20 protein-coding genes are annotated in these 26,022 nt (G+C 64.9%); 6 read left to right on the forward strand and 14 right to left on the reverse strand.

Translation table 11 applies throughout. From position 1 onward, the window contains the following. Positions 1 to 19 precede the first annotated feature (19 nt). Positions 20 to 820 carry a purine-nucleoside phosphorylase gene (locus tag HMI60_RS10780; protein WP_193589633.1) on the reverse strand — a complete coding sequence of 267 codons (801 nt, stop codon included), beginning with the start codon at positions 818 to 820 and terminating at the stop codon, positions 20 to 22. Positions 821 to 936: 116 nt separating this feature from the next. Between HMI60_RS10780 and HMI60_RS10785 the strand changes: the two genes are divergently transcribed. Further along, complete coding sequence (locus HMI60_RS10785; RefSeq protein WP_026267116.1) at positions 937 to 2,346, forward strand: NAD(P)H-quinone dehydrogenase; 1,410 nt, start codon at positions 937 to 939, stop codon at positions 2,344 to 2,346. Positions 2,347 to 2,440: 94 nt separating this feature from the next. On the opposite strand, the gene HMI60_RS10790 is transcribed toward HMI60_RS10785, so the two are convergent. From HMI60_RS10790 to HMI60_RS10805, 4 genes are all read right to left on the reverse strand, one after another. Next, positions 2,441 to 3,190, reverse strand: a complete 750-nt coding sequence (locus HMI60_RS10790; protein WP_193589634.1) for an MBL fold metallo-hydrolase — start codon at positions 3,188 to 3,190, stop codon at positions 2,441 to 2,443. Between the two features lie 91 nt (positions 3,191 to 3,281). Beyond that, entirely contained in the window at positions 3,282 to 4,844 is a 1,563-nt protein-coding gene (locus HMI60_RS10795; RefSeq protein WP_193589635.1) for an FAD-dependent oxidoreductase, read from the reverse strand. Further along, entirely contained in the window at positions 4,841 to 7,045 is a 2,205-nt protein-coding gene (locus HMI60_RS10800) for a molybdopterin oxidoreductase family protein (RefSeq protein WP_193589636.1), read from the reverse strand. Before HMI60_RS10800 ends, HMI60_RS10795 begins: the two co-directional genes overlap by 4 nt. Beyond that, complete coding sequence (locus HMI60_RS10805; protein ID WP_055974983.1) at positions 7,046 to 8,458, reverse strand: MFS transporter; 1,413 nt, start codon at positions 8,456 to 8,458, stop codon at positions 7,046 to 7,048. Positions 8,459 to 8,753: 295 nt separating this feature from the next. Here HMI60_RS10805 and HMI60_RS10810 point away from each other — a divergent pair, with 295 nt between their 5' ends. Continuing rightward, positions 8,754 to 10,163, forward strand: a complete 1,410-nt coding sequence (locus tag HMI60_RS10810) for an MFS transporter (RefSeq protein ID WP_193589637.1) — start codon at positions 8,754 to 8,756, stop codon at positions 10,161 to 10,163. Positions 10,164 to 10,244: 81 nt separating this feature from the next. On the opposite strand, the gene HMI60_RS10815 is transcribed toward HMI60_RS10810, so the two are convergent. The 9 genes from HMI60_RS10815 to HMI60_RS10855 all read right to left on the reverse strand — a co-directional run bounded on the left by HMI60_RS10815 (position 10,245) and on the right by HMI60_RS10855 (position 22,033). After that, complete coding sequence (locus HMI60_RS10815; protein ID WP_018777390.1) at positions 10,245 to 12,059, reverse strand: biotin carboxylase N-terminal domain-containing protein; 1,815 nt, start codon at positions 12,057 to 12,059, stop codon at positions 10,245 to 10,247. 117 nt (positions 12,060 to 12,176) lie between these two features. Further along, positions 12,177 to 12,836: a nucleoside triphosphate pyrophosphatase gene (locus tag HMI60_RS10820; protein ID WP_026267118.1), complete on the reverse strand. Its 660-nt coding sequence runs from the start codon at positions 12,834 to 12,836 to the stop codon at positions 12,177 to 12,179. 150 nt (positions 12,837 to 12,986) lie between these two features. Next, complete coding sequence (locus HMI60_RS10825; RefSeq protein ID WP_193589638.1) at positions 12,987 to 15,512, reverse strand: MMPL family transporter; 2,526 nt, start codon at positions 15,510 to 15,512, stop codon at positions 12,987 to 12,989. A gap of 1 nt (position 15,513) precedes the next feature. Next, the gene (locus HMI60_RS10830) at positions 15,514 to 16,233 is read right to left on the reverse strand and encodes a TetR family transcriptional regulator (RefSeq protein ID WP_039240398.1); all 720 of its coding nucleotides are present in this window, start codon (positions 16,231 to 16,233) and stop codon (positions 15,514 to 15,516) included. A gap of 104 nt (positions 16,234 to 16,337) precedes the next feature. Further along, entirely contained in the window at positions 16,338 to 16,781 is a 444-nt protein-coding gene (locus tag HMI60_RS10835) for a YbjQ family protein (RefSeq protein WP_064721867.1), read from the reverse strand. 104 nt (positions 16,782 to 16,885) lie between these two features. After that, positions 16,886 to 18,319 carry a dicarboxylate/amino acid:cation symporter gene (locus tag HMI60_RS10840; RefSeq protein WP_018777395.1) on the reverse strand — a complete coding sequence of 478 codons (1,434 nt, stop codon included), beginning with the start codon at positions 18,317 to 18,319 and terminating at the stop codon, positions 16,886 to 16,888. A 128-nt stretch (positions 18,320 to 18,447) separates the two neighbouring features. Beyond that, positions 18,448 to 20,130, reverse strand: a complete 1,683-nt coding sequence (locus HMI60_RS10845; protein WP_193589639.1) for a DUF885 domain-containing protein — start codon at positions 20,128 to 20,130, stop codon at positions 18,448 to 18,450. Positions 20,131 to 20,195: 65 nt separating this feature from the next. Then, entirely contained in the window at positions 20,196 to 20,453 is a 258-nt protein-coding gene (locus HMI60_RS10850; RefSeq protein ID WP_018777397.1) for an acyl-CoA carboxylase subunit epsilon, read from the reverse strand. Further along, positions 20,450 to 22,033: an acyl-CoA carboxylase subunit beta gene (locus HMI60_RS10855; protein ID WP_079581048.1), complete on the reverse strand. Its 1,584-nt coding sequence runs from the start codon at positions 22,031 to 22,033 to the stop codon at positions 20,450 to 20,452. Before HMI60_RS10855 ends, HMI60_RS10850 begins: the two co-directional genes overlap by 4 nt. A 216-nt stretch (positions 22,034 to 22,249) precedes the next feature. On the opposite strand from HMI60_RS10855, the gene HMI60_RS10860 reads away from it, so the two are divergent. The 4 genes from HMI60_RS10860 to HMI60_RS10875 all read left to right on the forward strand — a co-directional run bounded on the left by HMI60_RS10860 (position 22,250) and on the right by HMI60_RS10875 (position 25,930). Then, positions 22,250 to 23,128, forward strand: coding sequence for an NAD(P)-dependent oxidoreductase (locus HMI60_RS10860; protein WP_193589640.1), 879 nt, complete (start codon positions 22,250 to 22,252; stop codon positions 23,126 to 23,128). A 67-nt stretch (positions 23,129 to 23,195) separates the two neighbouring features. Next, positions 23,196 to 24,119, forward strand: a complete 924-nt coding sequence (locus HMI60_RS10865) for a biotin--[acetyl-CoA-carboxylase] ligase (protein WP_079581046.1) — start codon at positions 23,196 to 23,198, stop codon at positions 24,117 to 24,119. Then, on the forward strand, positions 24,112 to 24,693 hold the full coding sequence (locus HMI60_RS10870) for a PH domain-containing protein (RefSeq protein ID WP_193589641.1): 582 nt from the start codon (positions 24,112 to 24,114) through the stop codon (positions 24,691 to 24,693). The genes HMI60_RS10865 and HMI60_RS10870 overlap by 8 nt, the downstream gene beginning before the upstream one ends. Before the next feature lies 1 nt (position 24,694). Then, a complete protein-coding gene (locus tag HMI60_RS10875; protein ID WP_189075854.1) occupies positions 24,695 to 25,930 on the forward strand; it encodes an adenylate/guanylate cyclase domain-containing protein in 1,236 nt (411 codons plus the stop codon). The last annotated feature ends 92 nt before the right edge of the window (positions 25,931 to 26,022 follow it).

The raw sequence follows: 26,022 nt of genomic DNA on the forward strand, positions 1-26,022 counted from the left end.
GCGCATTGTTGCTGGTGGATCAGAGCTTGGCGATGATTTCCGCCAGGAGCTTGGAGATACGCTTTCCGGCCGCCTGTCCCGCTTCCAGTACCTCGGCGTGGCTGAGGGGAACCGGGCTGATGCCTGCAGCGAGGTTGGTAACCAAGGAGATACCGAAGACTTCCATGCCCGCGTGCCGGCCGGCAATTGCCTCCAGCGCGGTGGACATTCCTACCAGGTCCGCTCCGATCCGCTTGGCGTACTGCACCTCGGCGGGTGTCTCGTAGTGCGGACCGGTGAACTGCGCGTACACGCCCTCCTGCAGGGAGGAATCAACCTCACGGGCCAGCGTACGGATGCGCGAGGAGTAGAGGTCCGTGAGGTCCACGAACGTGGCGCCCTCCAGCGGCGATGTTGCTGTGAGGTTGATGTGGTCGCTGATGAGTACCGGAGTGCCCGGGGTCCAATCCTCGTTGAGTCCGCCGCAGCCGTTGGTCAGTACCAGCGTCTTGCATCCGGCGGCTGCCGCAGTGCGTACGCCGTGCACGACAGAGCGGACGCCGCGGCCTTCGTAGTAGTGCGTCCTGGCGCCAAGGACCAAAGCTCGCTGGCCCTCCTTGGTGAGGACGGAGCGGATGGTGCCGACGTGCCCCACCACGGCTGGTTTGTGGAAGCCCGGGACCTCCGAGGCGTTCAGTGTGGCCGTCGTTTCGCCGATCAGATCGGCGGCTTCGGCCCAGCCGGATCCGAGCACCAGCGCTACGTCGTGGGACTCGACGCCGGTCTCCGCGGCTATGAAGTCTGCGGCGGCCTGTGCGGCTTCGAAAGGGTCTGTGTTCATCAGCTCAGTGTTACTCACTGGTACAAGCTACCTTGCCGCCAGCTGAATCAGGTAGGGGCGGAGGTGAGGGTGGGCTGACTGGCAGCCACGGAGGCAATGAGCGAGAATTGAGGATTGTGACCACCCAAGTTGACTTCAGTGCCCCCCGTATCGCGATCCTGGGAGGTGGTCCCGGCGGATATGAAGCTGCCATGGTAGCCGCCTCGCTCGGCGCCCACGTCACCATCATTGAGCGTGCCGGTCTCGGCGGATCCGCCGTGCTGACCGACGTCGTGCCTTCCAAGACCCTGATCGCCACCGCCGACCTCATGACCCGCGTGGGTGAGGCGGACGAGCTGGGAGTCAAGTTCGACGGCGACGGCACGGCCTCCAAGCCCCGCGCCGACCTCAAGCACATCAACGACCGCGTCCTGAACCTCGCCCACGGCCAGTCCAACGACATCCGCGCCGGCCTCGAGCGCCTGGGCGTGGAAATCGTCATTGGCTCCGGCCGGCTGCTGGACAACAACACCATTGAGGTCCTGACCCTCGAAGGAACCCGGACCATCGACGCCGACGCCATCCTCCTGGCCGTCGGCGCCCACCCGCGCGAACTTCCCACTGCAAAGCCCGACGGCGAGCGCATCCTCAACTGGGCCCAGATCTACAACCTGGACGAACTGCCCGAGGAACTGATCGTGGTGGGTTCGGGTGTGACCGGCGCAGAATTCGCCTCCGCCTACAACGGCCTGGGCTCCAAGGTCACCCTCATCTCCAGCCGCGACCAGGTCCTCCCCGGCGAGGACACCGACGCCGCCAAACTGCTGGAAGGCGTCTTCGAGCGCCGCGGCGTGCGCGTTTTGTCCAAGTCGCGGGCCAACGCGGTAGAGCGGACGGACGACGGCGTGAAGGTCACCTTGGGTGACGGTTCCGTCGTCACGGGCTCACACTGCCTGGTATGTGTCGGATCCATCCCGAACACGGCCGGCGTCGGACTCGAGGAAGCCGGCGTGACGCTGACCGAATCCGGGCACATCAAGGTTGACGGCGTTTCCCGCACCACGGCCCCCAACATCTACGCTGCCGGCGACTGCACGGGTGTTTTCGCGTTGGCTTCCGTTGCTGCCATGCAGGGCCGCATCGCGATTGCACACTTCATGGGCGACGGCGTGAAGCCGCTCAAGCTCAACCAGGTGGCGTCCAACATCTTCACGTCCCCGGAGATCGCCTCCGTGGGCGTTTCGGAGGCCGACCTCGCATCCGGTAAGTACCAGGGCGATGTCGTGATGCTGTCCCTGCTCAGCAACGCCCGTGCCAAGATGCGCAACACCAAGGACGGCTTCGTCAAGATCATCGCCCGCAAGGGATCCGGCACCGTCATTGGTGGCGTGGTGGTGGGGCCGAACGCTTCGGAACTGATCTTCCCGATCTCCGTGGCCGTGACCCAGAAACTGCACGTTGACGACGTCGCGAGCGCTTTCACCGTGTACCCGTCGCTGACAGGATCCATCTCGGAAGCTGCACGCCGCCTTCACGTGCACATGTAGTTCCAGCGCAGACGCCCGTTTCGGGGCTTCGCTGCGGGCCATGCCGTACGAGCGGCATGATCCGCAGCGAGCCATCGAAACGGGTTTTGCGTTCCTAGGAGTGCAGCTGGTTCACCGCTTCGGCCATGGGCAGGTGCAGCGCGGGTCCGTGCCCCGGGAGGATCACGCGTGCCTGGACTTCCTCCAGCCGGCGGGTTGCTTCGAGGGCGGCCGCAGGATCGTGGTGGAACATCCTGTGCAGCATCTGCGGGCCTTGCCTGCTGCTGATCGGATGCCCGCTGACAAATGTGTCTCCTACGGCAATCGCTCCGGCATCCGGCAGCAGGATCGCTACGTTGCCCGGAGTGTGGCCCGGCACTGCAATCGGCGTGGGTTTGCCCGGAAGGCCGGCGAGCCTGTCCTGGGTCCAGGCTTCTGCATGCGTGGCCGGCTCTGCCTGCAGGGCCTTTGCCTTGATGACGTGGAGCATCCAGCGGAACACCTTCGGACGCCACACCCGGGCCAGGACCTGGCCGAGGGTGACCTGGTGCTTCTCCTTGCCTTGGACGTGGGCAAGTTCTTCGGGGGAGCACAGGATGGCTGTGCCGAAGGTCCTTGAGAAGTAGGCGGCCGATCCCGTGTGGTCCACGTGTCCATGGGTGATGAGCATGGCTTTGGCATCGGCAGGGTCCAGTCCGAGTTCGCGGACAGACTGCAGCACCAGGTCGCGGTCGGCGGGGTAGCCGCCGTCGATCAGGATGAAGCCGGAGTCGCCCGCTGGGGCCAGGGCACTACGGACGATGAGCCAGTTGGATGCGGGTCCTTCGACGAAGTGGACGCCGGGCGCGGGTTCGGAGATGTTCACTCCGGAAGTTTAGACCGTCTGTTTCGATGCCTCACTGCGCACAATGCCGAAGGCGCGGCACTGTGAGCAGCGCGGCCCCGAAATGGCGGATTCAGGCAGTTGCGGCCTGGAAGTGCTTTTCGATGATCCCCTTGATGTCCTCATGGCATCCTCCGCAGCCGGTCCCTGCGCGGGTGGCCTTGGAGACCTCGCCTACGGTGCCGCAGCCAGCCAGCACGGAATCCTCAATGCTGGCCGCATTCACGCCAGCACAACGGCACACGGTCCGCTGGGGATCGTTGCTGGAGGCGCCGGCGTCGAGTTGGTCCGGCCCGTCCAGCCGGAGCAGCAGGGAGCGGTCCGCGGGCAGCTCCGAGGAGCGTTCGAAGAGCATCACCAGTTCAGCGGCGGTGCGGGGCATTCCCACAGCCACCAGGCCCTCCAGCACTCCGCCGCGCGTGGTCATCTTGACGTAGCGGCCGTGCTCGGGATCGGCCCATTGAGAGATCTGGCGCCGTGCACGTCCAGCCGCAGCACCGGCTTCGAGGACTTCTTCGTCCCAGGGATCGGCTTGGTTGTCGCCTGCCATGGCCAGGTTGATGCCGCGGGCCTTCAGGATCACAACGCCGGGCTTTTCCGAGGGCAGGGGTTCCAGGGAGTCCGCGGCCGACTGGCCATCGCGGGCCAGGACCAACAGGTACTCCGCCAGCCATTCCGCCTGTCGCCAGCCCGGCCCCACCAGTCCTGAAGGGCCGCCCGCGGTCCGGCACTCCTTGCAGGAAGGATCGGCGCAATGGACTTCGGCGCAGTCACCGATCGCGAACATGTGAGGCTCGTGATGGGTCCGGAGGTGGTGGTCCACCAGGATGCCGGACGCCACGGGAAGCCCGCAGCCCTCCGCCAGTTCAAGGCGAGGGCGGACACCACAGGACAACACCAGCAGATCGCCGTCAATCGCGGATCCGTCATCGAGCAGCAGGGCCGAGAATGAGCCACCAGGACCTGCAGTCTCTACCCCGGTGGAGCGGGCATTGCCGGCCATCCGGACGCCACTTGCACGCAGGCTGTTGCTAAGGACGGAGCCGCTGCCTCGGTCGATGCTGCGGGCCAAGGGGAAGGGGCCGTTGTGGACCACGGTGGCCTTGGCGCCCTCCTCCGAGGCTGCCAGTGCTGTTTCCAGGCCGAGGACGCCTCCGCCCAGGACGACAACCCGCTTCTGCTGCTTAACCGCCGCGCGAAGCACAGCGGCGTCCTGAAGATCGCGAAGCGTGATGACGCCGGGAGGAAGGACGGGACCGGAAGGATCCGGGTTGAGCCCCGTGAGGTTGGGAATGACGGGTCGTGACCCGGTAGCGAACACCAGGCGGTCATAGTGCTCCGTGGTGCCGTCGGCGAGGACCACGTGCTGCCGGGCACGGTCGATCCTCTTGACCTTGACGCCCAGGCGGAGCTGCACGCCGTCGGCCTCCAGCCCGGGAACATCAGCCATGGCCAGTGCTTCGGCGCTTGTCCGCCCGACACCCAGTTCTGCCACCATCACGCGGTTGTACGCAGCGTCGCTTTCCTGACCGACCACCAGCAACTGCACGAGACCGGTCCGGACAGCGGGGAGAAGCTCCTCGACGAGCCGGGCAGCCACTGGCCCGAATCCTACGACGACAATGCGCTCGCTCATGAAGCCTCCTTGATGTGCAGTGGAATTCCCGCTCCGGCAGGAACGCCATCCAGGGTTGGTGAAGAGACCGCGCGCCGGACCCACACCCTGCTGGTCTTGAACTCCGGCATGCCGGAGATGGGATCTGTGGCCGACTCCGTCAGGCGGTTGGCATTTTCCTGGCCGGGGAAGTGGAAGGGCAGGAAGACGGTGTCGGGGCGGACCGAGGTGCTCAGCTCGGCCCGGCACAGGACTTCTCCCCGCTCATTGGTCACTGTGGCGTAATCGCCGTCGGAAATCCCGCGTGCTGCCGCGGTTCCGGGATGGATGAGGAGCCGTGCCTGGGGTTGCGCCGCCAGCAGCTCGGCAACCCGGCGGGTCTGGGCGCCGGACTGGTAGTGCTCCAGGAGGCGACCCGTAGCGAGCGCCAGGGAGTCGTCCGCAAATGAACGCGCAGCCCGTTTCGACGGCGTCACGGGAACCATCACGGCCCGGCCATCAGCGTGGGCAAAGCCGTCACCGAAGAGCCTCGGAGTGCCGGTGCTGCCGGCTGGATATGGCCAATAGGCTGCCTCGCCACGGTCCAGCATGGCGTAGTCGATGCCCGAGTAGTCCGCCAGGCCGCCGGCCGAAGCCAGGCGCAGCTCTTCGAAAACGGTCTCAGGGTCATCACTGAACGTAGAAGGGGCTTCGAGCATCTCGGCGAGCCGGGCCATAAGCCACAACTCGCTGCGCACGCCCGGGGGAGGAGTGAGTGCCTTGCGACGGCGGATCACCCGGCCCTCCAGGTTGGTCAGGGTTCCTTCTTCCTCGGCCCACTGCGTGACAGGCAGGACCAGGTCCGCTTCGGCGGCCGTCTCGGACATGAAGAAGTCGCACACCACCAGGAAATCCAGGCTGCGCAAGCCCTGTGTCACGGCGTTGGTGTCCGGTGCGGAAACCACCACGTTGGCGCCGTGCACGAAAAGGCAGCGGACGCCGTCGGGCTGTCCCAGCGACTTGAGCAGTTCGACGGCGGGCAGGCCGGGTCCGGGGATCAGCGACTCGTCAACGCCCCAGACGCTGGCCACATGGGCACGCGCGGCGGGGTCGGTGATCTTGCGGTAGCCGGGCAGCTGGTCGGCTTTCTGTCCGTGTTCCCGGCCGCCTTGTCCGTTGCCCTGGCCGGTGAGGGTGCCGTAGCCGCTGCGGGCCGAGCCGGGCAGCCCGAGGAGGAGGCTTAGATTAATGGCTGCGGTGGCGGTATCGGTGCCGTCCACGTGCTGCTCCACGCCACGGCCGCTAAGGATGTAGCTGCCGCCCGCGCGGGCACCCTGGGCCAGGCGCCGGGCAGTTTCGCGGATGAGGTTGGCAGGGACGCCGGTGATGGACTGGACCCGCTCCGGCCAGAACGCGTTGAGGCTGCGCACCAGGGCTGAATATCCACTGGTGCGTTCGGCGATGTATTCAGCGTCCACGAGCCCTTCGTGGACCACCACGTGCGAGATGCCCAACAGCAGTGCCAAATCGGTGCCGGGCGTCGGCTGCAGGTGGAGGCCGCCGCCGTCGGACGTGAACGCGGCGGTAGCCGAGCGGCGGGGGTCCACCACGATCAACCCGCCGGCGTCGCGGGCGCCCTGGAGGTGTTGGACGAACGGCGGCATGGTCTCGGCGACGTTGGATCCGAGCATAAGGATGACCGAGGCCGAATCGAGGTCGGTCACGGGGAAGGGGAGCCCGCGGTCCACTCCGAACGCCCGGTTGCCGGCGGCCGCGGCCGAGGACATGCAGAACCGGCCGTTGTAGTCGATGCGGGACGTGCGCAGTGCCAGGCGGGCGAATTTACCCAGCAGGTACGCCTTCTCGTTAGTGAGGCCGCCGCCGCCGAAGACCCCAACAGCGTCGTTCCCGTATTGCTGCTGGGTGTCTTTGACGGCTGCGGCGATCAGCATGAGGGCCTGGTCCCAGGAGATGGGCTGGTGGACGCCGTCGGATCCTTTGAGCAGCGGCTCCGTGACCCGGCCGCTATGGCGCAACAACGACGCCGATGTCCAGCCTTTGCGGCACAGCCCGCCCCGGTTTGTGGGGAAGTCGCGCCCTGAAACCTCGAGCGGGACGGCGGGGGTGGCCGGTTCTGCGGCGGGCGCTGCCGCTGTGCCTTGGACTGCGGGTGCAGCCGGGGTCAGCGTCATGGCGCACTGGAGCGCGCAGTAGGGGCAGTGGGTATCGGCGCCGTTGGGCATCTAGATGTGTCCGATCGTGTTGCGCTTCCGGGCGGGGCGGATGTAGCAGACCCAGCAGACGGTGAGCATCAGGACGTAGGCTCCGACAAAGCCGTAGAAGGCCGGGGTGTAGGAGCCGCTGGCTGTGTTGGATGCGTTGAGCACCTGCGGGATGACGAAGCCGCCATAGGCGCCGATCGCCGAGATCAGGCCGAGTGACGATGCTGCGAGGCGTGCTGTGGCGGCGCTGCTGGCGCCGGAGCGGGCAGCGCGGCTGGACGTTGCGAAGATGACCGGGATCATGCGGTACGTCGCGCCGTTTCCGAAGCCGCTGGCCAGGAAGAGCAGCAGGAACAGGCTGAGGAAGAGCCAGAAGTTCTTCAGCGGCAGCGTCCAGATCATGGTCAACGTGATGACGGCCATGGAAGCGAACGAGGCGATGGTCATGCGTGCCCCGCCCATGCGGTCGGCCATGCGTCCGCCGTAGGGTCGGGCCAGGGAACCGACCAGCGGGCCGAGGAAAGCCAGGGACAAGGCCACGGCGCCAACGTGGATCGAGGAGAAGTCCGGGAAGTAGTCCTTGATCAGTTTGGGGAAGACGCCCGCGAAGCCGATGAACGAGCCAAAAGTTCCGATGTACAGGAACGCCATGATCCATAGGTGAGGTTCCTTGAGGGCGGCCAGTGAGCCGGCCACATCACCTTTGGCGCTGGTGAGGTTGTTCATGTATTTGTACGCGCCGAAGGCGGCGATGATGATCAGCGGTATCCAGATGATGCCCGCCATGGGCAGGTTGACGGTTCCGGCGGCCAGCAGGGTGATGGCGATGGGAACAACAAGCTGGGCGACGGCGGCACCGAGGTTGCCGCCGGCGGCGTTCAGGCCCAGCGCCCAACCCTTTTCGCGCGCCGGGTAGAAGAAGGTGATGTTCGCCATCGAGCTGGCGAAGTTGCCTCCACCGAAGCCTGCGAGGGCGGCGATGAGGAGCATGACACCGAACGGAGTCTGCGGATTCGACACGCAGATCGCCAGCCCGGTGGTGGGGATCAGGAGCAGGAGGGCCGAGACGATGGTCCAGTTCCGGCCACCGAACTTCGGAACCATGAAGGTGTAGGGAATGCGGAGTGTGGCGCCCACGAGGCTGGGGATGGAGATGAGCCAGAAGATCTGGTTGGAATCGAAGGTGAAGCCTGCCGCGGGGAGCTGGACCACCACGATGGACCACAGCTGCCAGACGACGAAGCCGAGGAATTCGGCAAAGATGGACCAGTACAGATTCCGCTTGGCGATGGACCGGCCTTCGGCTTCCCACTGGCCCTTGTCCTCGGCATCCCAGTTGGCAATCCAGCGGCCGGGGCGGTGCTCAAGGGCGGGGGTGGCAGCAGTGGTGGACTGGATGGGGGCCAGTGCATCTGCGGTGCTATCAACAGTCACGGAGTGCCTCCTTGGTGGGGGACGTTGTTCTTCCAAGGTAGGTTTGGCGCATTTCACGGACGGTCGCTGTTTGTAAACGCCCTGTGACATTTCCCTATCGGCGGGGTCACCAGCGCGTGAGACGGCGGTGAGGTAATGTGGCGCAGACCACATGGTGGGACTTTCTCGTTCGTCCGCATACTGGACTTGGTTGTCCAGTCAATGGACAGCGGGAACTATTATTGAACTCTCAAATAATCCTTCGCCGGGCAAGCTCCGAGGGGCATCGGCCGGTATGAACGAAAGCTGCAACTACATGTCTTCCACCGCACCATCCAAGGAAGGCGAGTCCACTAAACCAGTGAACTCGCGGGGCAAGGTGATCTTCGCGAGCCTGATCGGCACGACGATCGAGTTCTACGACTTCTACGCCTATGCCACCGCGTCGGTACTCGTCTTCCCCAAGCTCTTCTTCCCGGACGCCACCGACATCAACGCGCTGCTCAGCGCCTTCGCCATCTTCGGTGTAGCCTTCTTCGCGCGTCCCATCGGCGCAGTGGTCTTCGGACACTTTGGTGACAAGATCGGCCGCAAGGGCACCCTGGTTGCCTCACTGCTGACCATGGGTATTGCAACCTTCCTCATCGGCCTCCTGCCCACCGCCTCCATGCCGGGTTGGGCCATCCTCGCGCCGATCATGCTGGTCGTGCTTCGCTTCTTCCAAGGCCTCGCCCTGGGTGGCGAGTGGTCCGGTGCTGCCTTGCTCGCAACGGAGAACGCGCCTGAAGGCAAGCGCGCAATTTACGGTACGTTCCCGCAGCTGGGTGCGCCGATCGGTTTCATCATCGCCAACGTGATCTTCATCTGGATGAACGTGGCGCTCAGTGCTGATGAGTTCCTTGCCTGGGGTTGGCGCGTGCCGTTCATCCTCAGCGCCGTGCTGGTCATCGTCGGTCTCTACGTCCGCCTGAAGCTGGTGGAGAGCGTGTCCTTCACCAAGGTCATCGAGCAGGAGAAGGTCCAGAAGCTGCCCCTCGCTGCAACGCTCAAGAGCCACTGGCGCCCGGTCCTCGCTGGTACGTTCATCATGTTCGCCACGTACGTGCTCTTCTACATCATGACCACGTTCACGCTGTCCTACGGCACCAAGCCAACGTTGGCCGGCGCCCAGGCCGCAGCCGAAAAGGCCGGCAAGCCGATGACGGCCGAGCAGGTCGCCGCGTTCGTCCCCGGGCTGGGCATCACCCGCTCCGACTTCCTCTGGATGCTGATCATCGGCGTCGTCTTCTTCGGCATCTTCACTGTGGTTTCGGGCCCGCTGGCCGAGAAGTGGGGCCGCCGGAAGTTCCTGCTGGGCGTCACGGCCGGAATCTTCGTTTTCGGTGCCCTCTGGTTCACCATGTTTGGACCCGGCCAGGCCGCAGCCATGGTGGGCCTGATCGTGGGCTTCACCCTCATGGGCCTGACGTTCGGCCCGATGGCGGCGATCCTGCCGGAGCTCTTCCCGGCGAACGTGCGTTACACCGGCTCGGCTGTCACCTACAACCTGTCGTCCATGATCGGAGCGGCCCCTGCGTCCTTCGTGGCCATCGCCCTGTGGTCGGCGGCAAACGGCAGCACTTGGTTGGTGGGCGTCTACATGGCCGCCGCTGCCGTGGTCACCTTCATTGCCTTGCTCCTCACCCGGGAGACCAAGGACATGGACTACGAGAACAACGTCGCCTAAGAACCTTAAGAACAAGCTGCCCAATAACGACGCCGGCCCCGCACCGAAAGGTGCGGGGCCGGCGTCGTTAAGCGTCGGTTCCTAGTCCTCGATGGTCGCGATGACCGCACCGGCGGCCACGGTTTCCCCGGCGCTGGCAGACAGGCCCCGGACGGTGCCCGACTTGTGGGCGGTGAGGGGCTGTTCCATCTTCATGGCTTCGAGAACCACGATCAGATCGCCCTCGGCCACCACGTCACCTTCGGAGGCCGCCACCTTGACGATGGTGCCCTGCATGGGCGAGGTCAGTGCATCGCCGCCGGCAGCGGCAGCCGCAGCACCTGCCGAGCGGGAACGCTTCTTGGACTTGCCGGACTTAGTGCCCGTCCCGGCAGAGGCGGTGGCGACGCCGGCACCCAGGCCGGACGGCAGAACCACTTCAAGGCGCTTGCCGCCAACCTCGACGACGACGCGCTGGCGCTCACCGGCGTCGGGCGTTCCGGCGTCTGCGCCCGCAGCAGACCAGGCCGGGATGCTGTTGACGAACTCGGTTTCGATCCAGCGGGTGTGGACCGAGAAGGGGCCCTCCGTGGGAGCGAAAGCAGGGTCGGTGACCACTGCGAGGTCGAACGGGATGACGGTGGGGATACCCTCCACCACCATTTCTTCCAGTGCGCGGCGTGAACGCTGGAGTGCTTGCTCGCGGGAAGCGCCGGTGACGACCAGCTTGGACAGCATGGAGTCGAAGTTGCCGCTGATGACGTCGCCCTGCTCGATGCCGGAATCCACGCGGACACCCGGGCCCGTGGGGTTCTTCAGGGTGGTGACCGTACCGGGTGCGGGCATGAAGTTCCGGCCCGGGTCTTCGCCGGTGATGCGGAACTCGAAGGAGTGGCCGCGGACCTCGGGGTCCTCGTAGCCAAGTGCCTCGCCGCGGGCAATGCGGAACTGTTCGCGGACAAGGTCAATGCCGGTGACCTCTTCGGAAACACAGTGCTCCACCTGGAGGCGCGTGTTGACCTCGAGGAAGGAAATGGTGCCGTCCTGGCCCACCAGGAACTCACAGGTTCCGGCACCCAGGTAGTTGGCTTCCTTGAGGATGGCCTTGGAGGATTCGTAGAGGCGCTTGTTCTGCTCTTCGCTCAGGTACGGGGCAGGGGCTTCTTCCACGAGCTTCTGGTTGCGGCGCTGCAACGAGCAGTCGCGGGTGGAGACCACCACCACGTTGCCGTAGGCGTCGGCCAGGCACTGGGTTTCGACGTGGCGGGGGGCATCCAGGAACCGCTCGATGAAGCATTCGCCACGGCCGAAGGCTGCAGTGGCTTCGCGGACGGCGGATTCGTAAAGCTCCGGAATTTCTTCCATGGTGCGCGCAACTTTGATGCCGCGCCCGCCGCCGCCAAACGCAGCCTTGATGGCAACCGGAAGGCCGAATTCTTCGGCAAATTTGAGGATTTCGTCCGCGGATTCCACGGGATCAGCCGTGCCGGGGACCAAGGGTGCGCCCACCTTTTCGGCAATGTGGCGGGCCTGGACCTTGTCGCCCAAAGCCGAAATGGCCTCAGGTGACGGGCCGATCCAGTTGATGCCGGCGTCGATGACTTTGGCGGCGAACTCGGCGTTCTCGGCCAGGAAGCCGTAGCCGGGGTGGATGGCATCCGCGCCCGACTGCTTGGCGACGTCGATGATCTTGTCCATCACCAGATACGACTCAGCGGCCGTGTTCCCACCCAGGGCGTACGCTTCGTCGGCGAGGCGGACGTGGAGGGCGTCGCGGTCCGGGTCTGCGTAGACGGCTACGGAGGCAATGCCTTCGTCCCGGGCGGCTCGGATGATGCGGACCGCGATTTCGCCGCGGTTGGCAATCAAGACCTTGGTAAGAGGGCTGGAAATGGGCTGCGCCGGGTTAGCTGACAAGTTGTTGACTCCTTCTGTCCTTCAGGGAGCCTAGCGCGATTGTGAGGGTTCCGCCCATATTGATGGGGGATTCCGTGTGTGAGGCGATGTTCCTTTGTAGGGTTGCTACAAATTGCCCTACTGGCTGTCCGCGCCCCACAGTTCGGTGATGCCCACCTTGGCATGCACCAGCAAGTCGCGGAGGGTGGAGATGGAAAGACCGACGACGGCGTGCGGGTCCCCGTCCACCTTGCGGATGAAGGCCCCGCCCAATCCGTCGATGGTGAACGAGCCAGCGCAGTGGAGCGGTTCACCGGTGGCGATGTAGGCATTGATCTCGTTCTCGCTCATCGATGCGAAGTGCACCTCGGCGCTCGACACAGCTCCCACAGTAGCGCCCGTGCCTTCGGCGGGTTCATCGTTTTCCACGTTGGCGGCAGTGTCCCGGCAATCAACCAGCCAGTGTCCGGTGTGCAGCACGCCTTGTGAGCCGCTCATGCGCAGCATCCGCTCGCGGGCAACCTCCGCTGTGTAGGGCTTGCCGTGGGACTCGCCGTCGAACTCGAACACGGAGTCGCAGCCGATCACCAGGGCACCTTCGGCCTCAGGCAGGGCAGCGACGGCCTCCGCCTTGGCCCTGGCCAGCAGGAGCGCGGTGTCGTGGGCGTCGGTCACGCCGTACTTTGCCTGTACTGCGTCCTCGTCCACGTCCGAAACCAGGACCTCGTGCCTGATCCCAGCCTCGGCTAGGAGTTTGGTGCGGGCGGGGGACTGGGAGGCAAGGATCAATCGGGTCACGCTCCCCAGCCTAATATGATCCTCCCTCACATCCCGTGTGCTTCCCGTGGACCCTCCCTCACATCCCGGCCTTAAATACCGGACGCTCCCTCACTGGCGAGAAGCAAGTGAGGGAGCGTCCGTGGTTATCAGTGGTGATGTGAGGAAGGGTTAGTGCACCAGTTCCTCGGCGCCGTCCTTTGAGCGGTCGCTGCGGTTCAGCTTTGCGCCCTCAACATCAACGTCCGGCAGGATCCGGCCAAGCCACTTGGGGAGCCACCAGGCCTTTTCGCCGAGCAGGTACATGATGGCCGGGACGATTGTCATGCGCACAACGAACGCATCGATCAGCACGCCAAATGCCATCGCGAAGCCGAGCGGCCGGACCATGGTCAAGTGGCTGAAGATGAAGCCGGAGAACACACTGACCATGATGATGGCGGCCGCGGTCACCACTGCGGCGGCGTGGCTGAAGCCGGAGCGGACGGCGTGCTTGGCTGACTCACCGTGCATGAAGGACTCCCGCATGCCGGACGTAATGAACACCTGGTAGTCCATGGCCAGGCCGAACAGCACGCCGATCAGGATGATGGGCAGGAAGCTCAGGACGGCACCCGGATTGGCGACGTCGAAGATTCCTCCCAGCCAGCCCCACTGGTAAACGGCGACCACTGCGCCGAAGGCGGCGGCGAGGGAGAGCAGGAATCCACCCGTGGCCAGCAGCGGCACCACGATGGAGCGGAACACCAGGAGCAGCAGGATCAGGGAGAGTCCCACCACGATCGCGAGGTACGGCGGCAGGGCCGCGCCGAGCTTGGCGGAGACGTCGATGTTGCCTGCCGTCTGGCCTGTCAGGCCGATGGTCACGCCAAGGTCGTCGTGGATGGCCGTGCCCTTGGCCCGCAGATCAGAGACAACCTGGACGGTCCCGGCGCTGGCCGGGCCTTCCTTGGGGATGACCTGGAAGACTGCGGTGCGGTGGTCGTCGCTCAGCGCAACCGGAACGGCCGCAACCACGTTGTCGACGCTCCGGAGCTGGTCGGCGACGTCGTACTGCTTGTTCTTGGCGTCGTTGTCGTTCAATCCCTCGGGGAATTCGCCCACCACGATGATCGGGCCGGTCATGCCTTCGCCGAAGCTGCTGCGGGTGAGGTCGTAGGCCTTGTATGCCTGCGAATCGACAGGTTCCGATCCGCCGTCGGGCAGGGCCAGGCGGAGCTGCGAAGCCGGCAGCGCCAAAGCGCCCAACAGCACGACGCTTGCGATCAGGGAAACCCATGGGTGGCGCGTCACAAGGCCGCCCCAACCGCCGCTGCTCCGCTTCTCTTCGAGTTCGCGGTCGGCAGCTTCGTGGCCGGGTTCGGCGTTGTGCTTGGCGGCCTTGGCCCAGGCGCGCTTGGAGATGAGCCTGCGGCCAATCAGGCCGAGGACGGCGGGGGTCAGGGTCAAAGCCACGACGACGGCGACAGCAACTGTCGCTGCGGCGGCAACACCCATGACAGCAAGGAACGGCAGGCCCGGAACCACGAGGGCCGCCAAGGCGATGATCACGGTAAGGCCCGCGAAGAGCACCGCGTTGCCGGATGTGCCGGTAGCCAGTGCGGCCGATTCTTCTCCGTCCATGCCGGCGAGGAGTTGGGTGCGGTGACGGTTGACGATGAAGAGGGAGTAGTCGATGCCCACTGCGAGGCCGAGCATCAGCGCGAGCATGGGGGAGATGGAGCTCATGTCGATGACGCCGGTGAGCGCGAACGTTCCACCCACACCCACTGCCACGCCAATCAGGGCCATGAGCAATGGCAGGCCGGCGGCGATAAGGGTGCCCAGCATGAGGATCAGGACAAGGGCCGCAACCGCAACGCCGACGATTTCAGCGATGCCGAAGATTTCCGAGACGTCCTCGGTGATCTCCTTGCTGGCGTAGGCTGTGACGCCTGCCGAGGAGACGCCGTGCACGATCTCCTGGACTTCTTCGCGAACAGCGGGATCGACGGCATTGATGGAGGTCTTGAACTGGACCTGAGCGACGGCGGCCTTGTTGTCGTTGGAGACGAAACGCAGCCCCTCGGAGGCTTCAGCCTGCCGTTTGCCGAGCGCCAAAGCCGCGGCGCCGTCGGCAGCTTCCTTCGCCCCGGCGTCGAGCTTTTCCTTGGTTGCGGCAAGTTCAGCGCGCTGCGGAGCCAGTTGCGCTTCGATCTGGGCGGGCGTAAGGCCGGATGCTGCAAGCTGCTGCTCCACACCGGCAAGCTGTGCTTCGCCTGCGGTCAGCTGCGCGCGGCCCGCGTCCAGCTGGGCCTTGCCTTCGGCGGCTTTGGCTTCACCGGCGGCGATGTCGCCGGGTGCCTTGTCCAGCTGCTCCTGCGTGGTGAAGGGGTTGACCGTTCCCTGGACGTCCGGCAGGCTCTTGAGCTTCTCAAGGGCTGCGGACACTGCGTCCTTCTTGGCCTGGTCGAATCCGGCATCCCCGGCGTCGAAGACCACGGAGGCTGACCCGCCGGAAGCGTCAGGCAGTGCTTCTTTGAGCTTGTCGGCCATCCGTTGGGTTTCGGTGCCCGGGATGGTGAAGTTGTTGGACATGGTGCCGTGGAAGGCTGCGGCCGAGCCGCCCACTGCCACCAGGACGGCCAGCCATATCGAGATGACCAGCCAGCGGCGGCGGTATGAAAACTTGCCGAGACGGTAGAGGAACGAAGCCATGTCAGAACCGATCTGTGGTGGTTGCGGCGGAGGTGGGGACGGGATGGCGGGAGGCGCCCGACGGCGGCGCGAAGCCGGCGCCGAGGAGGCCCATCGCATCGATGAGGTGCTGGCGCAGGGTCGCCAGTGATTCGGAGGAGAGGTCCGGTCCGCGTTCGGCGAACCAGACATTCATGGCGGCTTTGCCGCAGGAGATGACCGAGCCCGCCAGTGCGTGGAGGTACAGCTCGCTGACGCCGGAACCCAATCTGGTGCGGGCGGCGTCGATGATCTGCTCCGTGCAGTGGTCCCAGGCTTCAAGCTCGGAGCGGGCCAGCGAACGGTTGTCCTGGGTGAGGCTGAACAACTCGGCCATGGGGGCAACGGACATCGGGTCAGCGAGGGCCATCAGTGCGGCCTGTGCTGATTCGAGGATGGACTCGTCGGCCGGGCGCAGCCGGAACTGCTCCAATGCGTGGTCCATGAAGCCGTCCGCCACGGAGGCGAGGGCGGCTTCGAGGGTGGGGAAGTAGTTGAAGAATGTGCGCCGCGATACACCTGCGGCGGCAGCGATGTCTTCGACGGTGAAGTTGCCGGACCCTTGGCTGCGCAGAAGGTCCAGGGCTGCGGCCGCGATGGAGCTACGGGTGGCCGCTTTGTTCAGCTCGCGCCGTGATGGGGTGCCGGCGCCGGAAAGGGCAGGGGAATCCGCGGCGGGATCGTGGGTGTTGCTTTGGGTCACGTAATTACACTAAGTGCAAGTTTGCACTCTGCGCAATTTGAGGATGGTGAATGTGGAAAGTCCCGCCCTCGTTCGAACGAGGGCGGGACTATCGGAGCTTCAGATCAGAACTGCTGAGGCGGGGCTGGCGGAGTCGGCTGCTGAGGCGGAGCCGCGGGAGCGGGCTGCTGCTGGGAGGCCGTCTTTGTCAGGTAAACCGACTGTCCCGTGGCGCCGGGCTCGCCCTCGCCCAGGGGCAGGACGTAGACGGCCGTGCCGTAGGCGCAGACTTCGGTCCAGTTGGTGCCCATTTCGGAGGTGTCAAAGCGCATGGCAACGATGGCGTTGGCGCCGCGCTGCTGTGCCTCGTTGACCATGCGCGCCATGACTTCCTGGCGGCTTTCGTAGAGTGCCTTGGTCATTTCGGGCAGCTCGCCGCCGCCGAGGGAACGGAAACCGGCAAGCATCTGGGAACCGATGTCCCGCGAGCGGACGGTGAGGCCCATGACTTCGCCGAAAACGGCGTCGATCCGGTGGCCCGGGATTTCATTGGAGGTGACGATCAACATGGTCAGAGCCTATCCAGCTTTCCGTCCTTTAACGGGGAAATCCCCCGGGGAGATCTCCCCGGGGGATTTCCGTCAGTCCGTACTGGCGCTGAGGACGGCAGGCGTTAGGCCTTGGAACCGGCCAGTTCACGCTCGTCGGCTTCAGCTGCTGCCTTGTCTGCCGCGTACTCATCGGCGAAGGCGGCACCGTTGCGCGGCGCGTTGTACAGCGACTCGTCCAGGATGCCCTGGCGCTTGGCCACGATGGCAGGGATCAAGGCCTGGCCTGCCACGTTGACGGCCGTGCGGCCCATGTCCAGGATGGGGTCGATGGCCAACAGGAGGCCGACGCCGGCCAGCGGCAGTCCCAGCGTGGACAGGGTCAGCGTCAGCATGACGACGGCGCCGGTGGTACCTGCCGTAGCGGCGGAACCGAGGACGGAGACCAGCACGATGAGCAGGTACTGGGTGAAGTCCAGGTTGATGCCGAAGAACTGCGCTACGAAGATTGCGGCAACGGCCGGGTAGATGGCAGCGCAACCGTCCATCTTGGTGGTGGCGCCCAGGGGCACTGCGAAGGAAGCGTAACCGGAGGGCACGCCCAGGTTCCGTTCAGTGACGCGCTGCGTGAGCGGCAGCGTGCCGATGGAGGAGCGGGAGACGAACGCCAGTTGCACTGCCGGCCAGACGCCGGAGAAGTACTGCTTGATGGAGAGTCCGTGAGCCCGTACCAGGATGGGGTAAAGGACGAACAGCACCAGGGCCAGGCCGATGTAGATGGCGGCGGTGAACTTGCCCAGCGAGCCGATGGTGTCCCAGCCGTAGATTGCAACGGCGTTGCCGATCAGGCCGATGGTGCCCAGCGGGGCGATGCGGATGATCCACCACAGGACTTTCTGGATGACGGCCAGTGCGGAGGCGTTGAAGGTCAGGAAGGCCTCAGCCTGCTTGCCCACCTTGAGGGCTGCGATGCCGACGGCGATCGCGACCACCAGGATCTGGAGGACGTTGAAGCTGACGGAAGTGCTCACCGTGGTGGCTGCGTTGGCGCTTTCCGTGACGGTGGAGCTCGCACCAAGGCCCAGGAAGTTCTTCGGGAACAGGCCGATCAGGAAGGCCCACCAGTCACCGGTCTTGCCGGCGTATTCGGCTTTCTGGGTGATGCCCGTGGCGGCGCCGGGCTGCAGGAGCACGCCCAGGCCGATGCCGATGAGCACCGAAACCAGCGAGGTGATGGCGAACCACAGCAGCGTGTTCCATGCGAGGCGCGCGGCGTTGGAGACCTGGCGCAGGTTCGCGATGGAGCTCACCACGGCGGTGAAAATCAAGGGAACTACGGCGGTCTGCAGCAACGAGACGTAGCTGGAGCCGATCGTCTGGAGGGTTGCGCCGAGACCGTTGGGGGCTGTCTTGGTGCTGCCCGTGTACTTGGCGATCAGGCCGAGAACGAGGCCGATGATGAGGGCTGCGATGATCTGGACGCCGAAGGATCCGGCCCACTTGGGGAGCCGGAAGCCGGATTTTCCAGCTGAAGGGGAGGTGTTGGTTGAGGTGCTCACCGGAACACGGTAGGTGCACCTCAAATAACATAGCGAACGGACGTTGAGAAATGTTACGTGCGTGAAAGTTATTCCCGCCCGGGACGTGGCGTGCGTCTCGTCGGACGCCCGTCCCGGGCGGGTTTTGGCTAACCCAGCAATGCCCGGCGCAGGACGTCCAGCCCCACCGAGCCGATGTTCAATGCTTTGCTGTGGAACGATTTCAGGTCAAAATCCTCCTGCGTCTCGAGTTCAGCGCGGATCTGTTCCCAGAGGCGCTGCCCCACCTTGTATGACGGAGCCTGTCCGGGCCAGCCGAGGTAGCGCGCGAATTCGAACTGGAGTTGGCCTTCGCTGATATCGAGGTTGGCCTTGAGGAAGTCGAAGCCCTTTTCCGGGGTCCAGGCACCGGTGCCCCAGCGTTCGGGGACGGGCAGTTCCAGGTGGACGCCGATGTCGAACACCACGCGGGCTGCACGCATGCGCTGGCCATCGAGCATGCCCATGTGGTCGCCCGGGTCTTTGAGGTAGCCCAGTTCGAGCATGAGCTGCTCGGCGTAGAGTGCCCAGCCCTCGCCGTGCCCGGAGACCCAGCACACGTTGCGGCGCCAGTTGTTCAGGAGTTCGCGCCGGTACGTTGCCGTCGCTACCTGGAGGTGGTGGCCGGGGACGCCCTCGTGGAACACCGTGGTGGTTTCGGACCAGGTAGTGAAAGTGTCTTCGCCGGCCGGTACGGACCACCACATGCGGCCGGGCCGGGAGAAATCATCGGACGGGCCGGTGTAGTAGATGCCGCCTTCATCGGTAGGGGCGATCATGCACTCAAGCGTCTTCATGACGTCGGGGATGTCGAAATGGACGTCGGCGAGTTCCGAGACGGCGCGATCGGAGAGCTCCTGCATCCAGGCCTTGAGAGCGTCGGTGCCCTTGATCTGGCGGGCAGGATCGTTGTTGAGGATGTTCTTGGCTTCCTCGATCGACGCGCCGGGCTTGATCTGTCCGGCTACCTTCTCCTGCTCGCCGATGAGCCTCTCAAGCTCCTGGACACCCCACGCGTAGGTTTCTTCGAGATCCACTTCGGCGCCGATGAAGGACCGGGATGCGAGGGCGTAGCGTTCGCGTCCCACTGCGTCCTTTTCCGGGGCTGCGGGGAGCAGTTCGTCCCGCAGGAAAGCACCCAAAGAGCTGTAGGCAGCGCGTGCCGCGGCGGTGCCGGCGTCGAGCTTGTCCTGGACCCCGGCGGGCAGCGGCGAGCCATCAATGGCCGCGTTGGCAGCCATCTTGGCGAAGAATCCGTCCCCGGCGGCGTACCGGCCGGTCTGCTCGATGACAATCCGGACCTGGCGGGCTGCGGCCACCTTGCCGTCTACCTTGGCCGCGCGCAGGGACGAAATGTAGCCCTCGATGGCCCCGGGAACGTTGGCCGCGCGGCCGGCAATGTGTTCCCACTGCTCCACGGTGTCCGTGGGCATGAGGTCGAAAACGGCGCGGATGTCCTGGGCGGGAGAGGCGATGTTGTTCAGGTCCGCGGCATCCCAGCCGGACTCGTGGATCTCAAGGTCCAGACCCAGCCGCTCGCGCATGGCGTCGAGGGTGACGGCGTCCACATCATCGGAAGGCTCAAGGCCTGCCAGGGCGTCCAAGGCCAACCTTGTGGCCTCCGCATGGGCTGCGGCCCCGGCAGGCGAGTAGTCCTGGTACTCCGTTTCGTGCCCTGGCAAGCCCAGCGTGGTGGCGAAACCGGGATTGAGTTCGATCAGCTTTTCTGTGTACGCGTCAGCGACGGCATCAATGGCGGACTTTGGGCGTACGGGGGTGTTTGCAGTAGTCACCCACAGAGCCTAACCGCGTCCGCGTCTACGTGAAAGGGTTGTTGAACTCTTGGCCGGTAGGAAAACTACCCCCGGCTGCGCCGCCACGCGCCGGGACCCGGGCTGGGGTCCAGGCGCAGTTGTTGGCGACGGACCCAGTGCCGGACGTTCGGCTTGGTTGGAGCCGCTTCCTGCGGAGCGTTGAGGGAAACCACGACGGCGGCAATCGCCGCGAGTTCCTCGGCCGTCGGTTCGCCCTTGACCACTGAGAACAGGGGCTCGGCGGCTGCTTCGGCGGGCAACTGGTCCGGCGCGGAATCGGCGCGGTGCTTGGGTGCGGTCACAGCGGGATGTTTCCGTGCTTCTTGGTGGGCAGGCTGGCGCGCTTGTCGCGGAGGGCCCGCAGGCCGCGGATGATCTGCAGGCGGGTGTCCGAGGGGGCGATCACTGCGTCAACGTAGCCCAGCTGTGCAGCCTGGTAGGGATTGAGGAGTTCTTCCTCGTAGCCCTGGATGATCTCGGCGCGCTTGGCCTCTACGTCTCCACCGGCCTCGGCGACGGCAGCGAGATCGCGGCGGTAGAGGATGTTGACAGCACCCTGGGCGCCCATGACGCCGATCTGTGCCGTGGGCCAGGCAAGGTTGAGGTCGGCTCCGAGCTTCTTGGAACCCATCACGATGTAGGCGCCACCGTAGGCCTTGCGGGTGATAACGGTGAGCTTGGGGACCGTGGCTTCGGCGAAGGCGTAGAGGAGCTTGGCGCCGCGGCGGATGATGCCCTGGAATTCCTGGTCCTTGCCGGGCAGGAAGCCGGGGACGTCAACCAGCGTGATGATGGGGACGTTGAAGGCGTCGCAATGGCGGACGAACCGTGCCGCCTTTTCCGAGGCCGAGATGTCCAGCGTGCCGGCGAACTGCATCGGCTGGTTGGCGACGATGCCCACGGTGTGTCCCTCGACGCGGCCGTAGCCAATGATCACGTTGGGCGCGTAGAGCGACTGCATCTCCAGGAAGTGGGCATCGTCCACGATCTGCTCAATGACCTTGCGCATGTCGTAGGGCTGGTTGGCGGAGTCCGGAATCAGCGAGTCCAGGGCGAGGTCGTCGTCGTTGAGTTCCAGTTCCTGGTCGTGCTCAACAACCGGGGCCTCGGAGAGGTTGTTGGACGGAAGGAAGTCCAGGAGTTCGCGCACGAATTCGATCGCGTCGGCCTCGTCCGATGCCAGGTAGGTGGAGGTACCGGTGGTGGCGTTGTGCTGCCGTGCGCCACCCAGGGTTTCCATGTCCACGTCTTCACCGGTGACGGTCTTGATGACGTCGGGGCCGGTGATGAACATGTGCGAGGTCTTGTCCACCATCACCACGTAGTCGGTCAGGGCGGGGGAGTAGGCTGCGCCGCCGGCGCAAGGGCCCATGATGAGGGAGATCTGGGGGACCACGCCGGAGGCATGGACGTTGTTGCGGAAGATGTCCGCGAACATGGCCAGTGAGGCCACGCCTTCCTGGATGCGCGCGCCGCCGCCGTCGTTGATGCCGACAACCGGGCAGCCGTTGCGGAGGGCGAATTCCTGGACCTTGACGATTTTCTCGCCGTTGACCTGGCTCAGCGAGCCGCCGTAGACGCTGAAGTCCTGGCTGTAGATGGCCACCAGGCGGCCATCTACGGTTCCGTAACCGGAGACCACGCCATCCCCGAGCGGCTTCTTCTTTTCCATGCCGAAGGCTGTGGAACGGTGGACCGCAAGGGCGTCGAACTCAACGAAGGAATCCGGGTCAACCAGGAGGTCGATGCGCTCACGGGCGGTGTTCTTGCCGCGTGCGTGCTGCTTCTCAACCGCTTCCGGGCCGGAAGGCTGCTCTGCCCGTGCCTGGCGGTCGCGGAAGTCGGCAATCTTTCCCGCTGTCGTTGTCAGATCGTGGCTCATCAAGTGTCTCCGGCTCTGTAGCTGATATTCGCTGGCGCAGTCCTGGGTGCGGACGGAAGCTCACTTAAGTAGCTTCCGTACAAAGAACAGGCCCCGCAGGCCAGTCTAGTGACGCCTTTGCCGCGAACCGCTGTAGAAACCCTACAATTTTCCGCGTCGTAGCCAAATCCTTCACTATGTTACCCGTCGGTAACATAGTTGGGTTAGAGTGTCCCCATGACTTCAAGCAACGACGCTTCCAGCACACTTTCCCCGAGTGGCAGCCCCTACGTCGCCACGGGTTCGCTCAAGGACCGGACCATCCTGATGTCAGGCGGAAGCCGTGGCATCGGGCTGGCCATCGCCACCCGCGCGGCCCGCGACGGCGCAAACATCGTCCTGATGGCCAAGACCGGCGATCCCCACCCGAAACTGGAGGGTACGGTCTTTACGGCTGCGGAGCAGTTGGTCGCTGCCGGCGGCCAGGCCCTGCCGCTGGTGGGGGACGTCCGCAATGACGACGACGTCGCCGCGGCAGTCACAGCCGCCGTCGAGCGTTTCGGAGGCATCGACGTCGTGGTCAACAACGCCTCGGCCATCGACCTGTCCCGCACCGACGCTGTCGACATGAAGCGGTACGACCTCATGCAGGACATCAACGTCCGTGGAACATTCCTGTTGTCCAAGCTGGCGCTGCCTGCCCTACGGGAATCCAGTCACGGCCACATCCTCACGTTGTCCCCGCCACTGAACCTCGACCCGAAGTGGGCGGGGATGCACCTGGCCTACACCATGGCCAAGTACGGGATGAGCCTGACGACCCTGGGCCTCGCGGAAGAATTGAAGGACGACGGCGTATCGGTCAACTCGTTGTGGCCATGCACCCTGATCGACACCGCCGCGATCCGCAACATGCCCGGTGGGCGTCAAATGGTGCAGGCAGCCCGTGGCCCCGAAATCATGGCCGACGCAGCGCATGCAGTGCTGACGGGGTCCGGAGCCACAGGCAACTTCTATACGGATGAGCAGGTCCTGCGAGCGGCCGGCGTCTCCGACTTTTCCCCCTACAGCCTCGGTGCGCCGGAAGACCGCCTGGTGCCTGACATCTTCCTCTAAGCGTTTTCACGGGTTCTTTTCAGGGCCGCCGGCATTCCTGGACGGCACAACTGGATAGGATTCAGCTATGGATGCCGAACAGCCAGACAGCAGCGAAGCAGTTGACCCGCCCAGCGGCATGGAGCGGCCCGCACTGGACCGCGCGGCGCTGCTGGATCCGGACTTCCTGTCCTCCGCCGGCATCTCGCAACTGAAGATTGTCGACTCCACAGGGTCCACGAACGCGGACCTGGTTCGGGCCGTGACGGTAGAGCCGGGCGAGTGGGCCGATCTCGCGGTGCTGACGGCCGAACACCAGACGGCCGCACGCGGACGCCTGGACCGGCACTGGGAAGCCCCGGAGCGCTCTGCGGTCTCAGTTTCGATCGTGCTGCGGCCCGTGACGTCCCAAGGAATGCCCGTTCCGACCCAAAGCTACTCGTGGCTGTCACTTCTCGCAGCCGTTGCCCTGCGCGAAGCCCTGCAGGAAACGGCCGGGCTGCCGGCCGACATCAAATGGCCGAATGATGTCCTTGTTAACGGGCGGAAGATCGCCGGCATCCTTGCCCAGATGACGCCTCTCGGGGACGGATCTGTCCCAGCGGTGATCCTCGGGGTGGGACTGAATGTCTCTCTCGCCGAGGACGAGCTCCCCGTACCGACTGCGACATCGCTCGCCGTGGAAGGAGCCACGACGACGGACCGCACCACGCTGCTGAAAAGCTACCTGTCGCGTTTCGCCCGGCTCTACCGCAGCTTCTGCAACTCCGAGGGTGACCCTTCGGCCGGTTTGGCCGGGGGAGCGTCCTTGCATAAGCGGGTCGAATCGGCCATGGTCACCTTGGGCCGGGAGGTGCGCGCGCATCTGCCGGGCGACCTCGAGCTGGTCGGCCACGCGTCCCGCCTGGATGAGCATGGTTCGTTGCTGGTGGTGGACCACGGTGGCCGGGAACACGTCATAACTGCCGGCGATGTGGTGCACCTCCGCGCCACAGAAAGCGGTTATGCGTAAAGAGTTGCTTCCGGGGGAGCAGGTCATCACCATCACGCGTCAACAGGCCCGCTCGCTCTTCTTTCCAGTGCTGGCCTTCATTGTGGTTCCTGCCGTCGCTGCCTATGCCTGTGCCTGGGTTATCAAGGGCAACGCCCAGCGGCTGGTGCCCTTCATATCAACGGAGTGGACACCGTGGCTCGTGGGTGCGTGCGTGGTGCTGGCGGGGTGGTTCCTGCTGGCCTACAGCATCAAGCGGGTACTGAAATGGCGATCCATCAGATACACCCTCACCAGTCGACGCATACTTGCCAGATACGGAATGTTCAGGCGCAACGACTGGCAGATTTCCCTGGCGGCCATCCGCCATGTGGAAATCCATCAGAGCCTGCTCCAACGGACATTGCACTCAGGGAATATATCCTTGGATACCGGGCACTCCGGAACAGCGCTGCTGGCAGATGTCCCGGAGGTGGGGAAATTCAGGGGCTTCATCCTTGACGCGTTGGACGAACTCCCGCAAGGTGAGGTTTTTGAGGGTGAACTGCTGGGGGACTATGAAGAATTGCCGTGGGAATTGAGAGAAGGTGGATGAGATGAGCGTTGAGGATCAGCAGTCCGGCGAGGACCTGGACCAGGAGTTCGACGCCGTACCCGAACCTTCAGTGGACGACGACACGGAAGAAGACGACACGGACGACGACGGCACGGACGACGACGACACAGACGACGACACAGCCGCCGGGCCATCCCAGGCCTCCGTTCCTACAGGCCCGCCCACTGGCGTGATGTCGGCAGAGCGGCTGGCGATCAAGGCCCTGGAGGCAAAGCTTCTTGGCGGCGAACGGAAGCTGCGTCGTCGTGAAGTGGCCGCTGGTGCCGGCGTTTCCATTTTGTCTGCCCGTAAGGTGTGGCGCGCGCTGGGTTTCCCGAACTTCAATGACGAGGACGTGGCGTTCACCGAGCGCGACCAGGCCGCACTGTCCAGCATCCTGGACCTGGTGCGCGCCGGCATTCTGACCGAAGAAGCCGCGATCTCCGTGACCCGCTCCATCGGCCAGATGACGGACCGCATGGTGGTCTGGCAGATCGAAGCGTTGGTCGAGGACATGGTGTCCGAACAGGGCATTCCGGATGCCGTGGCGCGGAAGCAACTGGTGGGTCGCTTGCCGTCGCTGGTGGATTCCCTGGAAGAGATCCTCGTCTATTCGTACCGACGCCAGCTCAACGCCGGCGTCCAACGGCTCGCTGTCCGGGCCGAAGCCGGTTTGCAGGCCAGCGAGGAAGGCCGCGAAGGGGACGAGGACGATTCCCCGTTGCCCTTGGCACGCGCAGTGGGCTTTGCGGACCTCGTCTCCTACACCAGCCTTTCCCGGAGGATGAACGAGAAGACGCTGGCCCAGTTGGTGCAGCGTTTCGAGAACAAATGCGCCGAAATCATCTCCGTTGGCGGTGGTCGACTGGTCAAGACTGTCGGCGACGAAGTGCTGTACATTGCCGAGACGCCGGCCGCCGGGGCCGAGATCTCGCTTGCTTTGGCGCAGGCCTTTACCGAGGACGAGATCCTGCCCCAATGCCGGGTTTCCATGGTGTGGGGACGCATTCTTTCGCGGCTCGGCGACATTTATGGTCCCACCGTGAACCTGGCCGCGCGCCTCACGACGCTCGCCCAGCCCGGGACGGTGCTGGTGGACGCCATGACCGCAGCTGCCCTCGGCCAGGACGACCGCTTCGTGCTGGTGCCCCAGAAGTCGGAGAACGTCCGTGGCTTTGGCGAGATCCATCCGGTCATGCTGGCCCGCGGCCGTGGCAAGGGCCTGGTTCTCGACTAGGACTGTTCGTTCCCGGGCAATGCCCGACGTTCCCCGCCGATCGATGGGCGGGCCCCACGGACTGTTGCGTTCCTGGCAGCCCATGTTGCGCA

Origin of the sequence: Paenarthrobacter sp. YJN-D (genome assembly GCF_015040335.1) — a bacterium.
Taxonomy (GTDB): Bacteria; Actinomycetota; Actinomycetes; order Actinomycetales; family Micrococcaceae; genus Arthrobacter; species Arthrobacter nicotinovorans.

Bases quoted from the DNA above. Each gene is read 5' to 3' on its own strand.
- HMI60_RS10870 (WP_193589641.1), top strand. From the start codon at position 24,112: ATGCGTAAAGAGTTGCTTCCGGGGGAGCAGGTCATCACCATCACGCGT.
- HMI60_RS10855 (WP_079581048.1), bottom strand. From the start codon at position 22,033: ATGAGCCACGATCTGACAACGACAGCGGGAAAGATTGCCGACTTCCGC.
- HMI60_RS10875 (WP_189075854.1), top strand. From the start codon at position 24,695: ATGAGCGTTGAGGATCAGCAGTCCGGCGAGGACCTGGACCAGGAGTTC.
- HMI60_RS10860 (WP_193589640.1), top strand. From the start codon at position 22,250: ATGACTTCAAGCAACGACGCTTCCAGCACACTTTCCCCGAGTGGCAGC.
- HMI60_RS10800 (WP_193589636.1), bottom strand. From the start codon at position 7,045: ATGCCCAACGGCGCCGATACCCACTGCCCCTACTGCGCGCTCCAGTGC.
- HMI60_RS10795 (WP_193589635.1), bottom strand. From the start codon at position 4,844: ATGAGCGAGCGCATTGTCGTCGTAGGATTCGGGCCAGTGGCTGCCCGG.
- HMI60_RS10780 (WP_193589633.1), bottom strand. From the start codon at position 820: ATGAACACAGACCCTTTCGAAGCCGCACAGGCCGCCGCAGACTTCATA.
- HMI60_RS10810 (WP_193589637.1), top strand. From the start codon at position 8,754: ATGTCTTCCACCGCACCATCCAAGGAAGGCGAGTCCACTAAACCAGTG.
- HMI60_RS10835 (WP_064721867.1), bottom strand. From the start codon at position 16,781: ATGTTGATCGTCACCTCCAATGAAATCCCGGGCCACCGGATCGACGCC.
- HMI60_RS10865 (WP_079581046.1), top strand. From the start codon at position 23,196: ATGGATGCCGAACAGCCAGACAGCAGCGAAGCAGTTGACCCGCCCAGC.
- HMI60_RS10825 (WP_193589638.1), bottom strand. From the start codon at position 15,512: ATGGCTTCGTTCCTCTACCGTCTCGGCAAGTTTTCATACCGCCGCCGC.